This window comes from Bacillus sp. FSL R5-0397 (assembly GCF_038593395.1).
In the GTDB taxonomy this organism is placed as follows: domain Bacteria; phylum Bacillota; class Bacilli; order Bacillales; family Bacillaceae; genus Bacillus; species Bacillus altitudinis.
Genome location: NZ_CP151992.1, coordinates 2,174,866 through 2,197,318, shown reverse-complemented (window position 1 = coordinate 2,197,318; position 22,453 = coordinate 2,174,866). Strand labels below are relative to the sequence as shown.

General features: G+C 41.3%; 25 protein-coding genes. All 25 read left to right on the top strand.

Features of this window, described 5'->3' with window-relative positions:
* Window positions 1-7: 7 nt before the first annotated feature.
* Window positions 8-565 carry an elongation factor P gene (gene efp, locus NSQ70_RS11165; RefSeq protein ID WP_007501192.1) on the top strand — a complete coding sequence of 186 codons (558 nt, stop codon included), beginning with the start codon at window positions 8-10 and terminating at the stop codon, window positions 563-565.
* A gap of 174 nt (window positions 566-739) precedes the next feature.
* Entirely contained in the window at window positions 740-1,021 is a 282-nt protein-coding gene (locus NSQ70_RS11160) for a YqhV family protein (protein ID WP_017367580.1), read from the top strand.
* Between the two features lie 66 nt (window positions 1,022-1,087).
* Entirely contained in the window at window positions 1,088-2,011 is a 924-nt protein-coding gene (gene spoIIIAA, locus NSQ70_RS11155) for a stage III sporulation protein AA (protein ID WP_024718857.1), read from the top strand.
* On the top strand, window positions 2,005-2,520 hold the full coding sequence (gene spoIIIAB, locus NSQ70_RS11150; RefSeq protein ID WP_007501189.1) for a stage III sporulation protein SpoIIIAB: 516 nt from the start codon (window positions 2,005-2,007) through the stop codon (window positions 2,518-2,520). The genes spoIIIAA and spoIIIAB overlap by 7 nt, the downstream gene beginning before the upstream one ends.
* A gap of 19 nt (window positions 2,521-2,539) precedes the next feature.
* Window positions 2,540-2,746, top strand: coding sequence for a stage III sporulation protein AC (gene spoIIIAC / locus NSQ70_RS11145; protein ID WP_003153142.1), 207 nt, complete (start codon window positions 2,540-2,542; stop codon window positions 2,744-2,746).
* Window positions 2,743-3,156 (top strand): stage III sporulation protein AD, encoded by a 414-nt coding sequence (spoIIIAD, locus tag NSQ70_RS11140; RefSeq protein ID WP_087978339.1) that lies wholly within the window; start codon window positions 2,743-2,745, stop codon window positions 3,154-3,156. The genes spoIIIAC and spoIIIAD overlap by 4 nt, the downstream gene beginning before the upstream one ends.
* A gap of 19 nt (window positions 3,157-3,175) precedes the next feature.
* A complete protein-coding gene (spoIIIAE, locus tag NSQ70_RS11135) occupies window positions 3,176-4,369 on the top strand; it encodes a stage III sporulation protein AE (protein ID WP_017357967.1) in 1,194 nt (397 codons plus the stop codon).
* Window positions 4,370-4,383: 14 nt separating this feature from the next.
* Window positions 4,384-5,016, top strand: coding sequence for a stage III sporulation protein AF (gene spoIIIAF, locus NSQ70_RS11130; RefSeq protein WP_024718859.1), 633 nt, complete (start codon window positions 4,384-4,386; stop codon window positions 5,014-5,016).
* Window positions 5,009-5,680, top strand: a complete 672-nt coding sequence (gene spoIIIAG, locus NSQ70_RS11125; RefSeq protein ID WP_008342214.1) for a stage III sporulation protein AG — start codon at window positions 5,009-5,011, stop codon at window positions 5,678-5,680. Before spoIIIAF ends, spoIIIAG begins: the two co-directional genes overlap by 8 nt.
* Entirely contained in the window at window positions 5,680-6,312 is a 633-nt protein-coding gene (locus NSQ70_RS11120; protein WP_024718861.1) for a SpoIIIAH-like family protein, read from the top strand. Before spoIIIAG ends, NSQ70_RS11120 begins: the two co-directional genes overlap by 1 nt.
* Before the next feature lie 194 nt (window positions 6,313-6,506).
* The gene (gene accB / locus NSQ70_RS11115; protein WP_024718862.1) at window positions 6,507-6,989 is read left to right on the top strand and encodes an acetyl-CoA carboxylase biotin carboxyl carrier protein; all 483 of its coding nucleotides are present in this window, start codon (window positions 6,507-6,509) and stop codon (window positions 6,987-6,989) included.
* A gap of 11 nt (window positions 6,990-7,000) precedes the next feature.
* Window positions 7,001-8,350, top strand: a complete 1,350-nt coding sequence (gene accC / locus NSQ70_RS11110; RefSeq protein ID WP_024718863.1) for an acetyl-CoA carboxylase biotin carboxylase subunit — start codon at window positions 7,001-7,003, stop codon at window positions 8,348-8,350.
* A gap of 25 nt (window positions 8,351-8,375) precedes the next feature.
* Entirely contained in the window at window positions 8,376-8,783 is a 408-nt protein-coding gene (locus NSQ70_RS11105; protein WP_017357965.1) for an Asp23/Gls24 family envelope stress response protein, read from the top strand.
* A 209-nt stretch (window positions 8,784-8,992) separates the two neighbouring features.
* Entirely contained in the window at window positions 8,993-9,388 is a 396-nt protein-coding gene (gene nusB, locus NSQ70_RS11100; protein ID WP_012010530.1) for a transcription antitermination factor NusB, read from the top strand.
* Window positions 9,389-9,399: 11 nt separating this feature from the next.
* Window positions 9,400-10,251: a bifunctional methylenetetrahydrofolate dehydrogenase/methenyltetrahydrofolate cyclohydrolase FolD gene (folD, locus tag NSQ70_RS11095; protein ID WP_007501171.1), complete on the top strand. Its 852-nt coding sequence runs from the start codon at window positions 9,400-9,402 to the stop codon at window positions 10,249-10,251.
* A 70-nt stretch (window positions 10,252-10,321) separates the two neighbouring features.
* On the top strand, window positions 10,322-11,680 hold the full coding sequence (gene xseA, locus NSQ70_RS11090; protein WP_024718864.1) for an exodeoxyribonuclease VII large subunit: 1,359 nt from the start codon (window positions 10,322-10,324) through the stop codon (window positions 11,678-11,680).
* Window positions 11,664-11,924 carry an exodeoxyribonuclease VII small subunit gene (locus NSQ70_RS11085; protein WP_003215880.1) on the top strand — a complete coding sequence of 87 codons (261 nt, stop codon included), beginning with the start codon at window positions 11,664-11,666 and terminating at the stop codon, window positions 11,922-11,924. Before xseA ends, NSQ70_RS11085 begins: the two co-directional genes overlap by 17 nt.
* Complete coding sequence (locus NSQ70_RS11080) at window positions 11,914-12,804, top strand: polyprenyl synthetase family protein (RefSeq protein ID WP_024718865.1); 891 nt, start codon at window positions 11,914-11,916, stop codon at window positions 12,802-12,804. Before NSQ70_RS11085 ends, NSQ70_RS11080 begins: the two co-directional genes overlap by 11 nt.
* A gap of 151 nt (window positions 12,805-12,955) precedes the next feature.
* Window positions 12,956-14,857 (top strand): 1-deoxy-D-xylulose-5-phosphate synthase, encoded by a 1,902-nt coding sequence (gene dxs / locus NSQ70_RS11075; RefSeq protein WP_007501165.1) that lies wholly within the window; start codon window positions 12,956-12,958, stop codon window positions 14,855-14,857.
* Entirely contained in the window at window positions 14,854-15,708 is an 855-nt protein-coding gene (locus NSQ70_RS11070; protein WP_007501164.1) for a TlyA family RNA methyltransferase, read from the top strand. The genes dxs and NSQ70_RS11070 overlap by 4 nt, the downstream gene beginning before the upstream one ends.
* A gap of 367 nt (window positions 15,709-16,075) precedes the next feature.
* On the top strand, window positions 16,076-16,525 hold the full coding sequence (argR, locus tag NSQ70_RS11065) for a transcriptional regulator ArgR (RefSeq protein ID WP_007501163.1): 450 nt from the start codon (window positions 16,076-16,078) through the stop codon (window positions 16,523-16,525).
* Window positions 16,526-16,559: 34 nt separating this feature from the next.
* Window positions 16,560-18,293, top strand: coding sequence for a DNA repair protein RecN (recN, locus tag NSQ70_RS11060; RefSeq protein ID WP_342473342.1), 1,734 nt, complete (start codon window positions 16,560-16,562; stop codon window positions 18,291-18,293).
* 198 nt (window positions 18,294-18,491) lie between these two features.
* Window positions 18,492-19,769 (top strand): SpoIVB peptidase, encoded by a 1,278-nt coding sequence (gene spoIVB, locus NSQ70_RS11055; protein ID WP_342502159.1) that lies wholly within the window; start codon window positions 18,492-18,494, stop codon window positions 19,767-19,769.
* 282 nt (window positions 19,770-20,051) lie between these two features.
* Window positions 20,052-20,855 carry a sporulation transcription factor Spo0A gene (gene spo0A / locus NSQ70_RS11050; protein ID WP_008342226.1) on the top strand — a complete coding sequence of 268 codons (804 nt, stop codon included), beginning with the start codon at window positions 20,052-20,054 and terminating at the stop codon, window positions 20,853-20,855.
* Window positions 20,856-21,304: 449 nt separating this feature from the next.
* Window positions 21,305-22,405, top strand: a complete 1,101-nt coding sequence (locus tag NSQ70_RS11045; protein ID WP_019743381.1) for a Rap family tetratricopeptide repeat protein — start codon at window positions 21,305-21,307, stop codon at window positions 22,403-22,405.
* The last annotated feature ends 48 nt before the right edge of the window (window positions 22,406-22,453 follow it).

Sequence of the window (22,453 nt, the reverse complement as noted above, 5' to 3'; positions counted from 1 at the left end):
TGACAAAATGATTTCAGTAAACGATTTTCGTACAGGCCTGACAATTGAAGTGGACGGCGGTATTTGGCGTGTAGTGGATTTCCAACATGTAAAACCAGGAAAAGGCGCAGCGTTTGTCCGTTCGAAACTGCGTAACCTGCGTACAGGTGCGATTCAAGAGAAAACATTCCGTGCAGGTGAAAAAGTAGCGAAAGCTCAAATTGAAACAAAAACAATGCAGTATTTATATGCAAATGGCGATCAGCATGTATTCATGGATACAAGTTCATACGAACAACTTGAACTAAGCGAAGCGCAAATCAAAGATGAGCTGAAATATTTGCTTGAAAATATGTCGGTTCAAATCGTCATGTACGGTGATGAAACACTTGGAGTAGAACTTCCAAACACTGTAGAACTAGAAGTAGTAGAAACAGAGCCTGGTATTAAAGGTGATACGACATCAGGTGGATCAAAACCTGCAAAAACAGAAACTGGTTTAATCGTGAACGTTCCTTTCTTTGTGAACCAAGGTGATAAACTAGTGATCAATACATCTGACGGTTCATACGTTTCAAGAGCGTAATGAACGGAGAGAGACTGTAAACCTCGTGTTTACAGTCTTTTTTTATTTGGAAAAATAGGACGCCTCGTTATGACACCCCTTACTCTATTCTCTCATCCATCTCTCTTCCTTTTGAAAAACAAGACTACTTCTAGCTAGTGAAGCATATAGTGTAAAAAAAGCTGGAGGTTCTATATGAAACAATTTCTCCCGGGTATACACCCATCAGTCGCTGCCATGGCAGGGATGAGGTTTTTATCTGCCGCGATTGAACTGACGGCCGCCATCCTCATTTTAGTGACAAATGATGTGCGTAAAGCGGTTGTCATCAATAGTATATTAGCGATCATCGGGCCGCTCATTTTTATTATTACGATGACGATTGGAATCTACCAAATTGCAGGGCAGTTATCCTATGCGAAGCTTGTGTTTATTTTCATTGGTGTCGTATTTATTCTTGTTGGAATTTATAAGTGAAATGGCTTGGCATAATTAACGGCATGCATCATACATTTTAGAGAAGAAAAAAAGGAGGGGAATTCGTTGCGGAGTTTGTTGGATATTCTCCCGCACTCAATTGGACAAGAACTCAGCATGTTAAAAGAAGCAGAGTGGGCGCAAATAGAAGAAATCCGCATTCGCACCGATCGCCCAATTGAGCTGATGCAAGGAGGAAAACCCCGCTTTCTTTCCTATTATACAACAGGTGAAGATGCGGCTCAGTTATTAGGCAGGCTCAGTAATTACAGTATGTACACACTTGAGGAAGAGTTAAAACAGGGCTATATCACCATATCTGGCGGACATCGGGTTGGGCTTGCTGGAAAGGTCATCGTCGAAAATGGATTCGTCAAAGGTTTAAGAGATATTTCTTCATTTAATATTCGCATCGCAAAAGAGAAGATCGGAATTGCTCTGCCGTTTCTCCCTTATTTATATGAAAAACATTGGTGTAACACACTGATTATAGGTCCGCCGCAAACCGGGAAAACGACATTGCTGCGTGATCTAGCACGTCTTGTCAGTACAGGAACAACAGCCATTTCTCCTAGAAAAACAGGGATTGTAGATGAACGCTCTGAAATCGCAGGTTGTATAAGAGGAGTGCCGCAGCATTCTTTTGGGCACCGGATTGATGTACTTGATGCGTGCCCAAAGGCTGAAGGGTTAATGATGATGATCAGATCCATGAGCCCAGAAGTCATCATTGTCGATGAAATCGGAAAAAGTGAAGATGTACAGGCACTGTTAGAAGCAATCCATGCTGGAGTCACCATTATCGTCTCAGCTCATGGGTATTCTCTTGAAGACTTATCTAAACGGCCATCATTTGAACCGTTATGGCAGCTTCGTGTGTTTGATCGATATGTGGAATTAAATAGAGAAAAAGGGCCTGGCACGATCGGACGGATATTTGACCAAGAGGGACAAGAGCTGAAGCGGAGGCGGGGAGTGGACGTATGTTAAAGCTTATTGGTGCTATTTTCATTGTTGCGGCTACGACATGGGGAGGATTCGAGTTTGCGAAGCGGTACAGTGATCGGCCAAAGCAAATCCGCCAGCTCCGGTTTGCACTCCAATCTCTTGAAGCTGAAATTATGTATGGTCAAACACCTTTAGCTAGAGCTGCTGACCAAATTGCGTCCCAAGTAGGACCGCCTGTGAATCGGCTATTTGAACAATTTGCAGAAAAACTCAACGTCGGAACCTTTTCTGCGAGGCATGCATGGAATGAAAGTCTAGAGGATGTATGGAAAAAAACCGTATTAAAAAAAGGCGAATATGAGGCGCTGAAGCACTTTGGAGAAACCCTTGGTCAGCATGATGTGACGGCTCAGCAAAAATATATCAAGCTAGCTTTAGGCCATTTGGAATCAGAGGAGAAAGAAGCTGAAGTTGCCCAAGCGAAAAATGAAAAAATGGTGAGAAGTCTTGGTTTTCTAAGTGGGTTACTACTGATTCTGTTATTGATGTGAGAGGAAGGGAGTCGAGAGCATGGGCGTTGATGTAAACGTCATTTTCCAAATTGCGGGAGTGGGTATCGTCGTGGCTTTTCTCCATACGATTTTAGATCAAATGGGGAAAAAAGAGTACGCACAGTGGGTGACACTGCTTGGATTTATCTACATTTTATTTATGGTTGCTACCATTGTGGATGATTTGTTTAAGAAGATTAAAGCCGTATTTCTATTTCAAGGATAGGGGAGGGCTTACAAATCGAAATTATTCAAATTGTTGGACTTGGTTTAATCGCTACTTTTCTAGCATTAATCGTCAAAGAACAAAAGCCAACCTTCGCCTTTATGCTTGTTGTGTTTACTGGGTGTGTCATTTTCCTTTATTTAATCGATCAAATCTATGCCATTATCTCCATGATTGAAAAAATTGCAGCAAGTGCAGGCGTCAATATGAAATACGTTGAAACCATTTTGAAAATCATTGGCATTGCCTATATTGCAGAATTTGGTGCCCAGCTCACAAAGGATGCGGGGCAAGGCGCCATCGCTTCAAAAATAGAGCTTGGCGGCAAGATTCTTATTTTGGTCATGGCGGTACCGATTTTAACGGTCATCATTGAGACGATCCTAGGTATGATCCCGTCCATGACTTGATGGAAAAGAGGTGATGATGATGAAACGGGTGACAGCTGTGCTGGGGTTTATGATGTTCTTTTGGATGATCGTTCCGTATGCAGGTGCAGAAGAAAGTGTGCCTTTATCAAGTGAAGAACCGGTCGCAGAAGAAGTTGCGGGTGGACAGGCTGATGCCTTAGAGCTTCATTCTATCAGTGACTTTTGGGAAACGATATTGGACGAGTATGGCGGCTTTCTGCCTGAAAGCCAAAAAGGTACTGTGAAGGAAATGATCGATGGCGATAAAGAGCTGTCTCCCCAAACGTGGCTGAAGGCTTTTGTTCATTATCTGTTTCATGAGCTGATTGCCAATGGAAAGCTCTTAGGCACACTTATATTACTTACCATCTTTTGTTCGCTTTTGCAGCTTTTGCAAAATGCGTTTGAACAAAGCACTGTTAGTAAAGTTGCATACGCTCTTGTTTATATGGTGCTTATCATTATTGCATTAAACAGTTTTCATGTTGCGATCTCTTATGCAACAGAAGCCATTCAAACGATGACTAGTTTTATTCTTGCTCTTATTCCTCTTTTATTAGCACTTATTGCCTCATCAGGCGGGCTTGTCTCAGCCGGATTCTTTCATCCTGTGATTTTGTTTTTAATGAACACGAGCGGTGTTTTTATTCAATATGTCGTTCTTCCGCTCATCTTTTTATCAGCGATCTTGAGCATAGTCAGTACATTGACCGAACAATACAAAGTGACCCAGCTTGCCCAGCTGTTAAGAAATGTCGCCATTGGCGGGCTCGCTGTTTTTTTAACTGTATTCCTCGGCGTCATTTCTGTACAGGGGGCATCTGCTGCTATCACTGATGGAATCGCTCTTCGCACAGCCAAGTTTATTACCGGAAATTTCATCCCTGTCCTTGGCAGAATGTTTACTGATGCGACAGATACCGTTATCAGCGCCTCTGTGCTGCTGAAAAATACGGTTGGCCTTGTAGGCGTTGCCATTTTGATTTCAATTGCGGCTTTCCCAGCGATTAAAGTGCTGTCGCTTGCTCTGATTTATAAACTGGCCGCTGCGATTCTTCAGCCTTTAGGGGGCGGGCCAATTATTAGCTGCCTTGATGTCATTTCAAAAAGTGTTCTTTATATATTTGCTGCATTAGCTGTTGTATCGCTTATGTTCTTTTTAAGCATTACCGTTATCATCACAGCTGGCAACCTCACCATGATGATGAAGTAAGGAGGGGACACCATTTGAGTTTTCTCACAGAATGGATCACAAGTATTATCCTATTTATTTTATTTGCGATTGTGATTGATCTTTTGCTTCCCAATTCAAGCATGCAGAAGTATGCAAAAATGGTCGTCAGCTTATTGTTAATTGTCGTGATGCTCAATCCGATCTTTGCGTTATTCCGGGCAGATCCGGACCAAATTTTCTCAGAAATCATGAAAGGGAAGGACCAAGCGCAATCAGAAGAAATAAAAAATCAGATGAATTTAGAAAAAAAAGAAATACAAGCTTCACAGCGTGCATATATTTTAAAGCAAATGGCTGTCCAACTAGAAAAAAGCGCAAAGGAGCCACTGGAGAAGGAGAGCTATGAAATGAAACACGTAGAAGTGTTGGCAGATGAGGAGCACCTTGATCAAAATATGGAGGCAGATCAATTTCGCATCAAAGCAGTCCTTGTCCCGCTCACAGGTGATGCTGTAGAAACGGTGGCAAAGGTCGACATTGATCTCTCCAGGCAAAAGGAGGAAAGCGCCGAGACGTCAGCAAAAGAGATGGCGAGGGTGAAAGAGACGCTTGCAGATGTATGGAATACACGGCCTGAACACATTGCGCTCAACATTGAGGGAGGTGACGCAGCAGATCATGAATAACAAGGACTGGAGACAAAAACTGAAATCAATGTTCCAAGCACCTGAAAAAGGTGAAGGGAAACCAAAATTAACGAAGCACCATTACTTACTGCTTGTCTTCATCATCGGCGTGTCATTCATGTTAGTCAGTCAAATTCTGTCACCGCCATCAAGCAAACAAGAGGCTGCTGTTCCTGCGTCTAAAAAAACATCCTCAGAAGAGCAGGCGGTGTTCAAACCATCCTCTTCAGGTAAGTCAAACAACTCGATAGAGGATGTTGAACAAGAATACGAAAATCAGCTGAAAGAGATTTTAGAAACGATCATTGGTGTTGAGGATGTTTCCATCGTGGTAAATGTAGACGCAACTTCTTTAAAAGTGTTTGAAAAAAACAAATCCAATAAAAGCACTACGACCGAGGAAACAGACAAAGAAGGCGGCGTGCGAAGTGTCACGGATCAAACAAAAGAAGAAGAGGTTGTCATTATTAAAAATGGCAATGAAGAAACACCTGTTGTTGTCCAAACGAAAAAGCCAGACATTCGAGGTGTCCTCGTTGTTGCTCAAGGAGTAGACAACGTTCAAATAAAGAAAACCATCATTGAAGCGGTTACACGAGTGCTTGATGTACCGAGCCATAGAGTGGCTGTTGCCCCTAAAAAAATCAAGGAGGATTCGGAATGATGTTAAAAAAACAAACGGTTTGGCTATTAACGATGCTAAGTTTAGTTGTCGTATTAAGTGTGTACTATATCATGTCCCCACAAGGTGAGAATGCTGTGACAGTAGAAGATACAAAATCAAAAGGAATGGAAGAGAAAAAGGCTGAGCCAGAAAAAGGGACTGATAAAGGAACCGAAAAGAACGCAGAAGAGAAATCAACTGACAAAGAAACCAATGCGAAACAAGAAGATGTTGAAACAAGTGGAGAAGAAGGAAAGGCTGTTTCAGAGCAGACCGACGATGAACTTTTCACAACCTACAGACTTGAACTTGAAGATAAGCGCAGCAAGCAGCGTGAAGAGTATAACGAAATCGTGTCTAGCGATGATGCAACAGCGCAAGAAAAAAGTGAAGCTTATGATCAAATGACAGCGCTTAGTGAGGCCGAAGGAACAGAGCGTCAGCTGGAGACATTAATCAAAACAAAAGGGTATAAAGATGCGCTCGTCAGTGCAGAAGGAGATAAAGTGAACATCACGGTTCGTTCTGATAAAAAATCAAAGTCCCAAGCAGCAGATATTATTGATTTGGTCACAAAAGAAATGAGAGGGCTTGATAACGTAGCCGTCACTTTTGAGCCATCGAATCAATAAAAAATGCACAAGCGCCCTTTTCTGAAAAGGGCGTTTTTTCATGCGGGTTGACGCCCTTTTTCAGGTGCTTGCGCGAGGTGTCTCATCACATTAATAGTTGAATTCAACGAAATCCTCCTGTAAGATGGTTATAGTATGTACTTTTAGTACTAGCCTATAAAAAAAGATAAATCCATACATAGGGGTGCAAATCCATGTTAAAAATTGAAGAGATTCATGAACTGATTAAATTAATTGACGAATCAACAATTGATGAATTTACGTACGAAAATGAAGGTGCAAAAATCAAGTTAAAGAAAAATAAAGAAGTCGTTCAGCAAGTTGCGGCACAAGCACCAGTGGCTCCTGTCCAAGCAGCTCCAGCTCAACAAGCTCCTAAAGCACAAGCTCCAGCTCAGACCGAAGCCCCTGCACAAGAGGGAGCCGCGTCTGAAAACCTGCATAAAATCACATCCCCAATGGTTGGCACATTTTACGCTTCTTCTTCACCAGAAGCAGATCCATATGTGACAACAGGTTCTAAAGTGAAGGAAAACTCAGTTGTATGTATCGTTGAAGCGATGAAACTGTTTAATGAAATAGAAGCAGAAGTAAAAGGCGAAATCGTCGAAGTATTAGCTGAAAACGGTCAGCTTGTAGAATTCGGACAACCCCTCTTTCTAGTGAAAGCAGAGTAAGGAGTACGATCATGATTAAAAAGCTATTAATTGCAAACAGAGGAGAAATCGCAGTTAGAATCATCCGTGCTTGTAAAGAGCTTGGAATTGAAACAGTTGCGGTATTTTCTGAAGCGGATCGTGATGCGCTGCATGTTCAAATGGCTGATGAAGCATATTGCATCGGACCGACTGCTTCAAAAGATAGTTATTTAAATGTGACAAATATTGTCAGTGTCGCAAAACTAACAGGTACAGATGCCATCCATCCAGGATATGGTTTCCTTGCTGAAAATGCAGACTTTGCAGAGCTTTGCGAGGAATGTAATGTCATCTTTGTTGGACCAACTGCGTCAGCAATTTCCAAAATGGGAACGAAAGATGTGGCAAGAGAAACAATGAAGCAAGCTGGAGTTCCAATTGTCCCTGGTTCTCAAGGAATTGTAAAAGATCTTGATGATGCTGTTTCAACAGCAGCTAGTATTGGGTATCCTGTCATTATTAAAGCAACTGCAGGCGGTGGTGGTAAAGGTATCCGTGTGGCTCGCACAGAAGAAGAGCTCATTAACGGTGTCACCATTACGCAGCAGGAAGCAGCACAAAACTTCGGGAACCCAGGTGTCTATTTGGAGAAATTCATTGAAGACTTTAGACACGTTGAAATTCAAGTCCTTGCTGATCAGCATGGGAATACCATTCACTTAGGTGAACGTGATTGTTCTATCCAAAGAAGAATGCAAAAGCTTCTGGAAGAAACGCCATCACCTGCACTAAATGCAGATATTCGTGAGCAAATGGGTGAAGCTGCCGTAAAAGCAGCCGAAGCTGTTGAATACACAGGTGCCGGAACGGTTGAATTCATTTACGATTATAATGAAGAGAAGTTTTACTTCATGGAAATGAATACACGTATCCAAGTAGAGCATCCTGTAACGGAAATGGTTACTGGTGTTGATTTGATCAAAGAACAGATCAAAGTAGCTTCAGGTGAAAAGCTTTCCCTTACGCAAGAGGATGTCGTATACGAAGGCTGGGCGATTGAATGTCGTATTAACGCAGAGAACCCTGAGAAAAATTTCATGCCTTCTGCTGGTGAAATTAAAATGTACCTTCCGCCAGGCGGTTTAGGAGTACGTATTGATTCTGCCGCTTACCCTGGTTATGTGATTCCGCCATATTACGATAGTATGATTGCGAAAGTGATCACATATGGTAAAACGAGAGAAGAAGCAATTGCAAGAATGAAACGTGCGCTTCAAGAATTCGTCATTGAAGGAGTCTACACAACGATTCCATTCCACCTCAGATTACTAGAGCACGAAACATTTGTGAGCGGTAATTTTAATACGAAGTTTTTAGAAACGTATCAAATTATGAAATAATAACAGCTTTCGGAGGTGAATGATCGTGTCAGAAAACAATTTGCTTGAAATGAACCTTGATGAAGATCAATTGGGAAAAGTGCAAATTGCGCCAGAAGTGATTGAAGTCATTGCTGGGATCGCTGCATCAGAGGTCGAAGGAATTGCGGAAATGCGCGGCAACTTCGCTGCTGATGTGGCAGAACGCTTTGGGAAGAAAAATCACCGTAAAGGTGTGAAAGTAGATGTCTCTGATGAAGGCATCACAATTGATGTGTATTGTGTGGTTGAATTTGGCCTATCCATTCCAAAGGTATCCACTGCTGTTCAAGAAAATATCCGTCAAACCCTTTTAAACATGACGGCCTTAACGATTAATGAAATTAACATTCATGTCGTTGGCATTCAATTTGATACAAAAACAGCTGAAGCTGAAGTTGATCAAGAAATGTAAAAAGGGTTGAAGTGAAACCAAGGAGGCATTGCCTCTTTGGTTTTTTAAAGCCCATTTTTGGGAAAATTCCACATGATGATTACGTCACGCATGGAGTGATTCGTTTTTCGTCACAGCTCGCATGGATCTTGGTGCGACTGCGGTCAAAATATGTTATGATCTCTGTATGGCTTAACGACAAGCGGATAAAGTGGTTAAAGGAGTAAATAATGAAAAGAAGAACTGCAAGAGAAAAGGCGCTACAAACATTATTTCAAATTGATGTCAGCAATATTGATCCGAAAGAGGCCATTACACATGCGCTGGATGAACAAGAATCAGATCCTTTTTTCGAGGAACTGGTTTTCGGTGTGCTCGAACAAAAGGACAAGCTCGATGACATGATTTCACAGCATCTTGTGAATTGGAAACTTGATCGTATTGCGAACGTAGACAGAGCCATTTTAAGGCTGTCTGTGTACGAAATGGTATATCAAGAAGATATCCCGGTGAGTGTTTCAATGAATGAAGCCATTGAACTGGCTAAATTGTTCGGTGACGATAAGGCGCCGAAATTTGTAAATGGTGTACTTTCAAACATTAAAAACGACCTAAAGCAGCAATAGGAGGATTCGACATGACAGCAACAATCATCGATGGGAAAGAAACAGCAAAAGAAAAGCGTGAACAATTAGCAAAAGAAGTAGAAGAGCTAAAACAAAAAGGAGTCACACCTGGTCTTGCCGTTATTCTAATCGGTGATGATCCGGCTTCACTTTCTTACGTACGCGGGAAGAAAAAAGCAGCAGAAGCCATGGGCATGCATTTCCAGCTTGATCATTTAGATGCTTCTTTAACAGAAGAGGAATTGCTAAAGATGATTGATCAGTACAATGCGAATGATCAATTCCACGGAATTCTTGTTCAGCTTCCACTGCCAAAACATATTTCTGAAAAAGCCGTCATTGAACGCATTTCACCAGAGAAAGACGTAGATGGTTTTCATCCGCTGAATATCGGGAAAATGCTACTTGGGGAAGACACATTCCTCCCTTGCACACCAGCAGGTATTGTTGAATTATTGAACAAAACAGGTGTGGATCTCTCTGGCAAAGAAGTGGTCGTTGTAGGACGAAGCAATATTGTCGGCAAACCAGTTGGACAATTGCTATTAAACGAAAATGCAACCGTCACCTACTGTCATTCAAGAACGGCGAACATTTCAGAACATACGTTAAAAGCGGACATTTTAGTTGTTGCCGTCGGTCGAGCAAACTTTATTAAAGCTGACCAAATTAAAGAAGGCGCTATTGTCATTGATGTAGGAGTCAATCGTCTAGAAACAGGGAAACTTGTAGGGGACGTTGACTTTGAAGCAGCAAAAGAAAAAGCTTCTTACATCACACCAGTCCCTGGCGGAGTGGGTCCAATGACAATTACGATGCTTGCACACAATACGGTTAAATCAGCAAAACGTACATTATCATAAGCTTGATCCATTCATCCACCTGCGTGCTGCCGGTGGATGAATGTGCGTTTTTGAAGAGGAGGAATACGTCATGAGTGAAAAAGCCTTTGTGACGGTCACAGCCCTTACAAAATACATAAAAAGAAAATTTGATGTTGACCCTCATTTAGAAGATATTTGGATCAAAGGTGAGTTATCAAATGTGAAGATTCATTCAAGAGGTCATGTTTATTTCACCTTAAAGGACGAAAATGCACGTATGCAAGCTGTTATGTTCCAGCGCTCCGCGTCCAAGCTACCTTTTTCACCAAAGAGCGGAATGAAAGTGTTCGTACGTGGCGGAATTCAAGTCTACGAACCGAGCGGAAGCTATCAATTATATGCAAAAGAAATGCAGCCTGATGGTGTTGGTGCTCTTCATCTTGCCTATGAAGAGCTGAAGAAGAAACTAGCAAGTGAAGGCTTATTTGATGAGCGCTATAAAAAAACAATTCCTGAATATCCAGAGGTTGTTGGTGTCATTACATCCCCAACAGGAGCAGCTGTTCGAGATGTCATTACCACGATCAATCGGCGCTATCAGCAGGCCAAGATCATTGTGCTTCCGGCATTAGTCCAAGGAGAAAATGCTCCGCGTTCGATTGTGGAACGGATTAAAGAAGCCAATGAAAAACAGCTTTGTGATGTCTTGATTGTCGGGAGAGGCGGAGGATCGATTGAAGAACTTTGGGCCTTTAATGAAGAAGCAGTCGCAAGAGCGATCTTCGCATCAGACATTCCAATCATTTCTGCCGTTGGGCACGAAACAGACTTTACCATTAGTGATTTCACTGCAGACATGAGAGCACCCACACCAACAGGAGCAGCAGAACTAGCTGTTCCAAGCACCGCTGATTTAATTGAACGAATCAAATCAATCGACATTCGGTTAACAAGAGCAGTAAAAAATCGAACGTCACAAGCAAAAGACCGTCTTGTGGCACTTCAATCCTCTTATGCTTTCCGATTTCCAAAACGATTACAAGAGCAAAAAGAGCAACAATTCGATATGGTATTTGATCGTTTTCAAAAACAGCTGACAAGACAAATGGAACAAAAACGCAGTCAACTTGACCGCCAAACATATAGACTGAAGCCGCTTCATCCAAAAGAGCAGCTGCTTCAGGCGAAAAAACGCCATGCCAATGAAACCGAACAGCTCGTTCGGAGCATGAATGTGCAAATGAAAACAATTCATTCGCAGTTCCAATCGGTTCTTGGTAAACTAAATGCATTAAATCCGCTTCAAGTCATGGAAAGAGGCTATAGTTTAGCTTATAAAGAAGATGAGCTCATTAAAAGTGTGAATCAAGTAGAAACGAAGGATCAACTGACGATTACAATGAAGGATGGACGTCTGATTTGTGAGGTTATTGAGAAGGAGGGCAATCATCATGACAGAATCAAATAAACAAAAAGAAGAACAAATGACATTTGAAGAGGCCATGAAAGGACTTGAAGAGATTGTGGGAAAGCTCGAAGAAGGCGATGTACCGCTAGAACAAGCTATCCACTATTTCCAAGAGGGTATGACGCTCTCAAAACTTTGCCATGAAAAATTACAGCATGTTGAAAAGCAAATGGATTTCATTTTAAAAGAGGACGGTGAACTGGCTCCTTTTTCTGTGAAGGAGGCAGATGCTGGTGACAAGTAACTTAAACGAATTTTTAACAACACGAAAACAAGCAATTGAAGACTATTTATTTACATATGTGCAGGAATTGTCTATTCCAGAAGACCTGAAATCTTCTATGCTTTATTCTCTGAAAGCTGGCGGAAAAAGACTGCGTCCTGTGCTTGTTCTTGCTCTTTTAAATGCGTATGGAAAAAGGGAAGAAGAGGGTATACCAGTAGGTTGTGCAGTGGAAATGATTCATACGTATTCCTTGATACATGATGATCTTCCTTGTATGGACGATGATGATCTGCGCAGAGGAAAGCCGACCAACCATAAAGTATACGGCGAGGCAACAGCTGTTCTTGCAGGTGATGCGCTGCTCACTGAAAGCTTCCGTCTCATTACATCGCAATTATCTGACGATGTACCTGCTGATCAAAAGCTTCGAATCATCGATGAACTTGTTACATCAGCAGGTGCACTCGGAATGGTTGGCGGGCAATTTGATGATATGGAAGCAGAACAGAAACAAATCTCTCTTTCTGAATTAGAATCGATTCATGCCCGCAAAACAGGAAAGCTACTCACCTTTAGTGTGGTTGCTGGTGCGATACTGGCAGGTGCATCTGATGATGAGATCGAAAAGCTGAGAGAATTCAGCTATCATATTGGCATTGCTTTTCAAATCCGTGATGATATTTTAGATCTTGAAGGCAGCGAAGAGAAAATAGGAAAGCGGATCGGCTCCGATACAGCAAATGAAAAGTCGACATATCCTTCTTTATTAACGCTTTCAGGAGCAAAAGAAAAGTTGGATGAACATATCACTCGTGCGAAAGAAATTGTCTCAAATCTTGAGTTGGAGCAAAACTTGCTGCATGATTTATGCGATCTGATTGCCTCACGAGATCACTAAAAACAGCCTAGATTTGAGGGTCCTCGAGCAATTGTGGTAAACTGTAAACAGTTTATCATGATGAGACAACTCTTATTCCTGAATTGGTTTTCATAGGAATAAGGCATTATATATGTAGATAGAAATTTTGTTGAAAGCGAGTTGATCCTGATTGGATCTTTTATCAATAAAAAATCCAACGTTTTTAAAAGGAATGTCAAATGCAGAATTAGAGGAGCTGAGTGCGGACATTCGCACGTTTTTAATTGAGTCGTTAGCGAACTCTGGTGGGCACATTGGTCCAAACCTTGGTGTCGTTGAACTTACTGTTGCACTTCACAAAGTATTTGACAGCCCGAAAGACAAATTTCTTTGGGATGTTGGACATCAGTCTTACGTTCACAAGCTGTTAACTGGAAGAGGCGCCGAGTTTGATACACTTCGTCAATATAAAGGGCTCTGCGGTTTCCCCAAACGAAATGAAAGTGAACATGATGTTTGGGAGACTGGACACAGTTCAACCTCATTATCTGGTGCAATGGGAATGGCGGCAGCGCGTGACATTAAAGGAACAGATGAATACATTCTCCCGATTATCGGCGATGGTGCACTAACCGGCGGTATGGCGTTAGAAGCACTGAACCATATCGGGGATGAAAAAAAAGACATGATTGTGATCTTAAACGACAATGAAATGAGTATTGCGCCAAACGTTGGTGCGATCCATACAATGCTTGGCAGACTACGTACAGCTGGTAAATACCAATGGGTAAAGGACGAGCTTGAATATTTATTCAAGCGTATCCCAGCAGTAGGCGGGAAGCTTGCTGCAACAGCAGAACGTATCAAGGACAGTCTGAAATATTTGCTTGTCTCTGGTATGTTCTTTGAGGAAATGGGCTTTACTTACTTAGGACCAGTAGATGGACATTCCTATGAAGATTTGTTTGAGAATCTTGAATACGCAAAGAAAACAAAAGGCCCGGTTCTCCTTCATGTCATCACGAAAAAAGGAAAAGGCTATAAGCCGGCCGAATCTGATAAGATCGGCACATGGCACGGAACAGGCCCATACAAAATCGACACAGGTGACTTTGTAAAACCGACAGCAGCTGCACCGTCATGGAGTGGTCTCGTCAGTGAAACCGTCAGAAAGCTTGCACGGGAAGATGAGCGGATTGTCGCGATTACACCTGCAATGCCCGTTGGCTCAAAGCTTGAAGGATTTGCAAAAGAATTCCCTGAGCGAATGTTTGATGTTGGAATTGCAGAGCAGCACGCTGCAACAATGGCAGCCGGACTTGCTACACAGGACATGAAGCCATTTTTAGCGATTTATTCAACGTTCCTCCAAAGAGCCTATGACCAAGTGTTGCATGATATTTGCCGTCAAAATCTCAATGTGTTCATTGGAATTGACCGTGCAGGTCTTGTCGGTGCAGATGGAGAAACACATCAAGGTGTGTTTGACATTGCTTTTATGCGTCATATGCCGAATATGGTTCTCATGATGCCAAAGGATGAAAATGAAGGACAGCATATGGTCAACACAGCCATTCAATATGATGATGGTCCAATCGCCATGCGCTTCCCGCGTGGAAATGGACTAGGCGTCAAAATGGATGAACAGCTGAAAACCATCCCAATTGGTTCTTGGGAAGTTCTTCGTCCCGGGAAAGATGCTGTCATTTTAACATTCGGTACAACCATTAAAATGGCGCTGCAGGCAGCAGAAGAACTGCAAAAAGAAGGAAAATCAATCCGTGTTGTCAATGCACGTTTCATTAAGCCTCTTGATGAAGGCATGTTAAATGAGATACTGTCTGAAGGTTTGCCAATTTTAACAATAGAAGAAGCGGTGCTTCAGGGTGGATTTGGCAGCAGCGTATTAGAATATATTCACGACAAAAAAGCGTCTCATATAAAAGTAGAACGTATGGGCATTCCAGATGAATTTATTGAGCATGGAAGTGTCGATGCGCTACTTGAGGAAATTGGACTGACGAAAACACAGGTTGCTGAAACATTACGTGACCTGCTTCCCGCAGCACCAAGAAAAGGAATTGGATCATGACATCGAAGAAAGAACGACTTGACGTTTTATTAGTCGAACAAGGACTAATGGAAACGAGAGAGAAAGCAAAACGCGCCATTATGGCAGGGATCGTTTACTCAAATGAAAACCGTTTGGATAAGCCAGGAGAAAAAATCGCTCGTGATACCCCGCTGACTGTGAAGGGGAATCCGCTGAAATATGTCAGCCGAGGTGGGCTAAAGCTCGAAAAGGCACTTCAAGAATTTGATTTAACCGTTGAAGGAAAGCTTTTAATTGATATCGGCTCATCAACAGGGGGATTTACAGATTGCGCACTCCAAAATGGAGCAGTCAAATCCTATGCTGTGGATGTTGGTTACAATCAGCTTGCGTGGAAATTACGACAGGATGATCGGGTGATTGTCATGGAACGCACCAACTTCCGCCATTCTGTTCCGGCAGATTTCACCGAAGGATTACCAGAGGTTGCATCTATTGATGTATCATTTATCTCGCTCAAACTCATTCTTCCTGCACTAAAGCATATTCTTATCCCAGGCGGCGACTGTATTGCGCTAGTGAAGCCGCAGTTTGAAGCGGGCAGAGAGCTTGTTGGAAAAAAAGGCATTGTGCGAGAACCTTCTGTACATCTTGGTGTGCTAGAAGAAATGAATCAATTTGCTGCAAAAGAAGGCTATGATGTAAAGGATGTTTCGTTTTCACCGATTACAGGCGGAGATGGAAATATCGAATTTCTCCTCCACTTGGTCCTGCATCCCGATCAAGAAGAGAATACGGCACTTCCAGTATCTGAACTTGAAAAAGTCGTCAAAGAAGCCCATGCCGTATTGAAAGAAAAGAAAAACAGTCCTGAGCCGGCTGACACATGAATTATTGAAACAAAAGGAATAATAGCTCGCTATTATTCCTTTTAGATTGTTGACAAAGGGCTAAAATGAACTTGATTTTAGCCCTTTGTCTTCTTTTCAGCGTGATAGAAAACCTTTGCAGCCCTAGGAAGGGCGAGTACTGGCGCGGAGCGAATTTGGCATTCGTGAGCACTAGAGCGCAGGACTGACAAAGAATGCGAGGGTTTGTCTACATGCTGAAAGGAATAATCGCTCGCTATTATTCCTTTTTACATGGTCAAAAGATCAGAATTGACCGTTTCTCACGTAATGCTTGTTTTTTGAAGTGTGCATCATATAACATAGAACGTAAAGACAAACTGAGATTCTAACGCCTAGGGGGGTCAAAATGAACAAAGGTCAAAGACATATTAAGATTAGAGAAATTATCGCAAGCCAAGAAATCGAAACACAAGACGAATTAGTCGATATTTTGAAAGCGGATGGATATAACATCACACAGGCGACCGTATCAAGAGATATCAAAGAACTACATTTAGTCAAAGTGCCAACAAATAATGGAACATATAAATACAGCCTTCCTGCAGATCAGCGGTTTAACCCGCTATCGAAATTAAAGCGTTCCTTAATGGACGCATTTATTAAAATGGATGCTGCCAGTCATTTAATCGTTCTAAAAACAATGCCTGGGAACGCTCAAGCCATCGGTGCTTTAATGGATAATTTAGATTGGGAAGAAATTATGGGAACCATTTGTGGGGATGATACCATCTTAATCATTTGCCGCACGCCAGACGATACGGATACCGTTTCGTCCAAAATTTTAGAGCTTCTATAAAGAGATCAGGTTTACAAAAAGAGGTGTCAAATGAGTGTTAGCAGAACTAACCATTAAAAACTTTGCAATCATTGAGGAGTTAACGGTTTCGTTTGAAAAAGGACTCACAGTTCTAACAGGGGAAACAGGTGCCGGAAAATCAATCATGATTGACGCTGTCTCACTTCTCGTAGGGGGAAGAGGATCATCCGAATTTGTCCGTTATGGCGAAAAAAAAGCAGAGCTGGAAGGCCTTTTTCTTGTACCAGCAGATCATCCTGTATTTGCCCTTTGTGAGGAACAAGGAATTGATGCATCTGATGAAATGATGATTCTTCGCCGTGATATCAATCAAAGCGGGAAAAGCATTTGCCGCATTAATGGGAAGCTTGTCACCATCTCGCTTTTAAGAGAAGTTGGCCGGCTTTTGCTTGATATACATGGCCAGCACGATAATCAGCTGTTAATGGAGGATGAAAATCATTTGCATTTGCTTGATCAATTTGGAGCAGAAGAAATTGCACCTGCTCTCTCGCAGTATCAAGAAGCGTATGATCAATATATGAAGACGGCGCAAAAACTCAAACAGCTGTCTGAAAATGAACAGGAAATGGTTCATCGGTTAGACTTATTGCAATTTCAGCTGGAAGAGATTGAAGCGGCACAATTAGAGCCTGGGGAAGATGAGAAGCTTCAAGAGGAACGTCATCAAATCAGCAATTTTGAAAAAATCTTTTCCTCGCTTCAAAACGCATATAATGCTCTGCGTAATGAGCAGGGAGGACTTGATTGGGTTGGAATGGCTTCAAGCGAGCTTGAGCAAGTTTCTGAGATCAACGACGATCTGAAAAAGCTCTCTGAGCAAGTGTCAAACTCCTATTATTTATTAGAAGATTCTACTTTTCAAATGCGCAGCATGCTTGACCAATTAGAATTTGACCCAGCCCGTCTTGATTTTATTGAGTCTAGGCTAAATGAGATGAAGCAGCTGAAGCGAAAGTACGGCACAACCGTTGAGGAAATTTTAGAATATGCGGCTAAGATTGAAGAGGAGATAGACCAAATCCAAAATCGGGACAGCCATTTGCAGACACTTAAAAACAAACTTGATGCGATAAGCCGGGATGCATTGCTTGAAGCGCTTAACGTGTCAGAGCTCCGTAAAAAATGGGCGAAAAAACTGGCGAAGCACATTCAAACTGAATTGAAGGATTTATATATGGAGAAGTCTTCTTTTGATACCGCTTTTACGATTCGATATGCACCTTTTGGCAGTACGGACTACCCGCTTTTAGATGGAAAACCCGTACAGCTTGGGAAAAATGGCATAGATCAAGCGCAATTTGTCATTTCTACAAATCCGGGTGAACCGATGAAATCTTTGTCAAAAGTAGCATCTGGAGGAGAAATTTCACGTGTCATGCTGGCAGTGAAAAGTATTTTCTCAGCGAAACAAGAAGTGACGTCCATTATATTTGATGAAGTGGATACGGGTGTTAGCGGCAGAGTCGCACAAGCCATTGCTGAAAAAATTTATAAAGTAGCAGCAGGCTCACAAGTACTCTGTATTACCCATCTGCCGCAAGTTGCAGCAATGGCTGATACACATCTTTTTATTTCAAAACGCGCTAAAGCTGGTAGAACAATGACGAACGTCAAACCACTCAGTGATGATGAAAAAGTGAGTGAAATTGGCCGAATGATTGCTGGTGTAGAAGTCACTGAGCTCACAAAACAGCATGCAAAAGAATTACTGCACCAAGCAAATGATGTCAAAACGACAGGGTAGCTGAAACAACAGCTGCCTTTTTTATATTGTCTCATATTCGCCGTATATACGCATGAAATCGTCTTTTTCTTTTATCAATTTATCCAATCATTTTCTAAAGGTGTCGGTTATAAATCCTCGCTAAGAAGGCAAAAGTAAAGATGTAGCCAAAACATTAATGTTCTGGTGTGGGTAAGGAGCGAGGAGAGTGAAAAATGAATGCCCGAAAAGATGAGAAAAGCCATTGGTGTGATTCTCCTTGTTTCTTTAATAAGTACAGGGTTTATGAGCATAGTGAAGGAATATATGAGCATTCCAACAACTGTCGCAGTATTTGAACACGAGAAGCATTCGATTGATACGTCCATTGAAGCGTCAGCCAATGCTTCTTCACCAGCCTTTAGTCTTTCAGAGAAAAAGAATCAACTTGAAGTAACGGGACAAAAGGCGGGAAAAGCCGAAATTGTTTATGATTTTAAAGGATTTCCTATTAAGAAAACAAAAGTCGATGTTCTTCCCGAATTAAAAGTCATTCCTGGAGGACAATCCATTGGCGTCAAACTCCATTCTGTCGGAGTTCTCGTTGTCGGTTTTCATCAAATCACAACAGCAGACGGCAAAAAATCACCAGGTGAAGCTGCAGGCATTCAATCAGGGGATATGATCATTGAGATCAATGGTCAGAAAATGGAGAAGATGAATGACCTCACCCCATTTATTCAGAAAGCCGGAAAAACGGGGGAAACCCTTCATTTACTCATAAAAAGAGACCATAAAACCTTTCAAACGACATTAACACCCGCGAAAGATGCAAGTGAAGGTACTTATCGAATCGGTCTTTATATTCGTGATTCCGCAGCAGGAATCGGGACGATGACCTTCTTTGAACCATCTTCTAAAAAATATGGCGCCCTTGGGCATGTGATTTCTGACATGGATACAAAAAAACCAATCGTGGTCGACAATGGTGAAATTGTCAGATCAACTGTCACATCCATTGAAAAAGGGACAGGAGGCAACCCTGGAGAAAAATTGGCCAGGTTTTCTTCCGAAAGAAAAACGATAGGTGATATTTCACGTAACAGTCCATTCGGTATATTTGGTACGTTAACCGAAAAACTTGAAAATCATGTAGCAGACAAACCACTTCCCGTCGCATTATCAAATGAAGTAAAAGAAGGTCCAGCCGAAATATTAACGGTTGTGGACCATGATAAAGTAGAGAAATTTGATATTAAAATCGTCAGCACAACACCGCAAAAATTCCCGGCAACAAAAGGAATGGTGCTTAAAGTAACAGATGAACGCTTATTAAGCAAAACGGGCGGGATCGTTCAAGGAATGAGCGGAAGTCCGATCATCCAAAATGGCAAAGTCATTGGAGCGGTCACTCACGTGTTCGTCAATGACCCGACAAGCGGATACGGCGTACACATTGAATGGATGCTGTCAGAAGCAGGAATTGATCTTTATCAAAAAAACAAAAAAGCAAGCTGATGAAAACTGCCGCGAATCTTCCGGCAGTTTTTTTCTACCCTTTCTTTCTCTTCCATCATGTTATAAAATAAGGAAAAAGAGATTTTTCGACAAAATAAAAAACAGTGTGTTGTCAAATTGCAATAATCGTCGATTCATTTAGAAAAACGTAGAAAAAGCTAGATAATGCTCTATTATTCGGAAAATTAAACTTTTTTAAAGGGGATAGCATGGTTTTGTCGAATTGAACACTCAGAAGAGAAATGCAAAAGACTAAGGAATCGACATTGGGGAGGAAAGAACGTGGAGAAAATTAAAGTGTGTGTAGCTGATGACAATCGAGAACTTGTTGGCCTTTTGACAGAGTATATTGAGGGACAGGAAGATATGGAAGTACTTGGCGTGGCGTATAATGGTCAGGAATGTCTGACATTATTTAAAGATAAAGAGCCCGACGTTCTCCTCTTAGATATTATCATGCCTCATTTAGACGGTCTTGCTGTACTGGAACGCCTCCGTGAAAACAATGAAATGACCAAACAGCCAAGTGTCATTATGCTGACGGCTTTCGGACAAGAAGACGTAACGAAAAAAGCAGTCGATTTGGGCGCATCCTATTTCATTTTGAAACCATTCGATATGGAAAACCTCGTAGGTCATATTCGTCAAGTCAGTGGAAACGGCACACAAGTCAGCCATCGATCTTCATCTATCCAAAACAGTGTCCTTCGCAGCAAACCTGAACCGAAACGTAAGAACTTAGATGCGAGCATTACGACGATTATTCATGAGATTGGCGTGCCAGCTCATATTAAAGGCTATTTATACTTAAGAGAAGCCATTTCGATGGTGTACAATGATATTGAACTACTCGGCAGTATTACAAAAGTGTTGTACCCAGACATTGCAAAGAAATTTAACACGACAGCCAGCAGGGTAGAACGAGCGATTCGTCATGCCATTGAAGTGGCTTGGAGCAGAGGGAATATTGACTCCATTTCGTCACTCTTTGGTTACACAGTCAGCATGTCAAAAGCCAAACCGACCAATTCCGAATTTATTGCCATGGTGGCTGATCGTCTGCGTTTAGAGCATAGAGCAAGCTAAGTCACCTTCCATAAAAAAACGTTTCTTCAATGAGGCGTTTTTTTATTTTTGTAAAATATTGCTAAAAAATGGTTATGTTGATAAAATCATCTTTAATGTTTAAATTGGACAAACGGGTCGCTTTATTTTCAGAATAAAATGAAAAATAAAGCATGAAAGAAATGAATAGGACATAAAATAGTGGTAATCAGCTACGCTAATCAATTGGCTTATAGAAGAAGAAAACGCTCATTCGTAAGAAAAAGGATGAGAGGAAAAGGTCTTATGTAATTAGTAAATAAAGTAAATGAGATCGAAAGTTCTATTTCTATTGACCTGATTGGTTGGCGTTTTAAAGTCACTGGCTTCTTAGAGATTGTGCCATTTGAACTGAATATTCCCATTGTCGAATTTAATAATTTTCACATTCTTTTACTATGCTATAATAATGAAAAGAAGAGGGTGAGGTTATGGGAAAGCTGAAAATCCACTCTGCTGAGGTTGCGAACGAAATTAGCAAGTGGACGAGGGTCATTTCTCAGAATGACCTAGAAAAATCTGCTGTCTATAAAGAGAAAATTCAGAATTTGCTAAAAAATACAGATGAGGATCGAGAAGTTCTTCTTTATTATCAGCTAGTCGACGGCAGACATGAAATGTTACTTGGAAATATTGAAAAAGCCAATCAGATTATGAAAAGTGTCGGAACGCTGGATGAAAAAGCAGATGACATTATTAATTTTTATTTTTACTTTTATAAAGGCCAATATGCTGCCTATGTCAAAAAATATGATGAGGCGATTAGTTTTTATAAGATTGCTGAGCAGCGGCTAAAACGTGTGAATGAAGATCTTGAAGTAGGAACTTTTCATCATAAAGTCGCTTCCATTTATTACGAACTGAAGCAAAATTTCATTTCCATTAATCATATTAAAAAAGCCATTGATACGTTTAAAGCGCATGAGGAATATACCGCACAGGCGATTGACAGCTTAATTTTACATGCGAGCAACTGTATTGATTTACTACAGTTTGATGAAGCTGAGGAAAAGTACCAAGAGGCACTTGAGAAAAGTAAGCGCATTAACAATGAAGTGCTGATTGGGAAGTGCTATCACAATTTAGCGGTTCTTTATTACGCAAAACCTGATTATGAAAAAAGTGCGCAATACGCCAAAAAAGGGATGAGCATTCAAATTCATCGCGACAATAGCCATTATTTCATCCAATCTTTATATGTTCTCGCAAATGCCTTAGTTCATTTAGGAGATCATGAGGCGAAAGAATATATTAAAGAGGGGATTCAATATAGCTGTGATATCCAAAATAATGAATATATAGTAAAATTTGAAATTTTGGATTTGATGTGCGAAAATAGTGGAGCAGCAGACGTATTCTCTGAAAAATTAGACTACATAGAAAAAAATAGATTATATGTGGAGCTTGAGGATTTGTCTGAACAAATATCGAAATACTTCAAGGAACGAAATGATTATCAAAATGCCATTCGTTTTCTTGAAAAGAAATTCGATGCACAAATACTTCAAAAGAAAGTGGAGGTTATCTTATGAAAAAGTTGTTGTTAGGTGTAACAATCGTTACAGCAGTCGCAGTTGTTT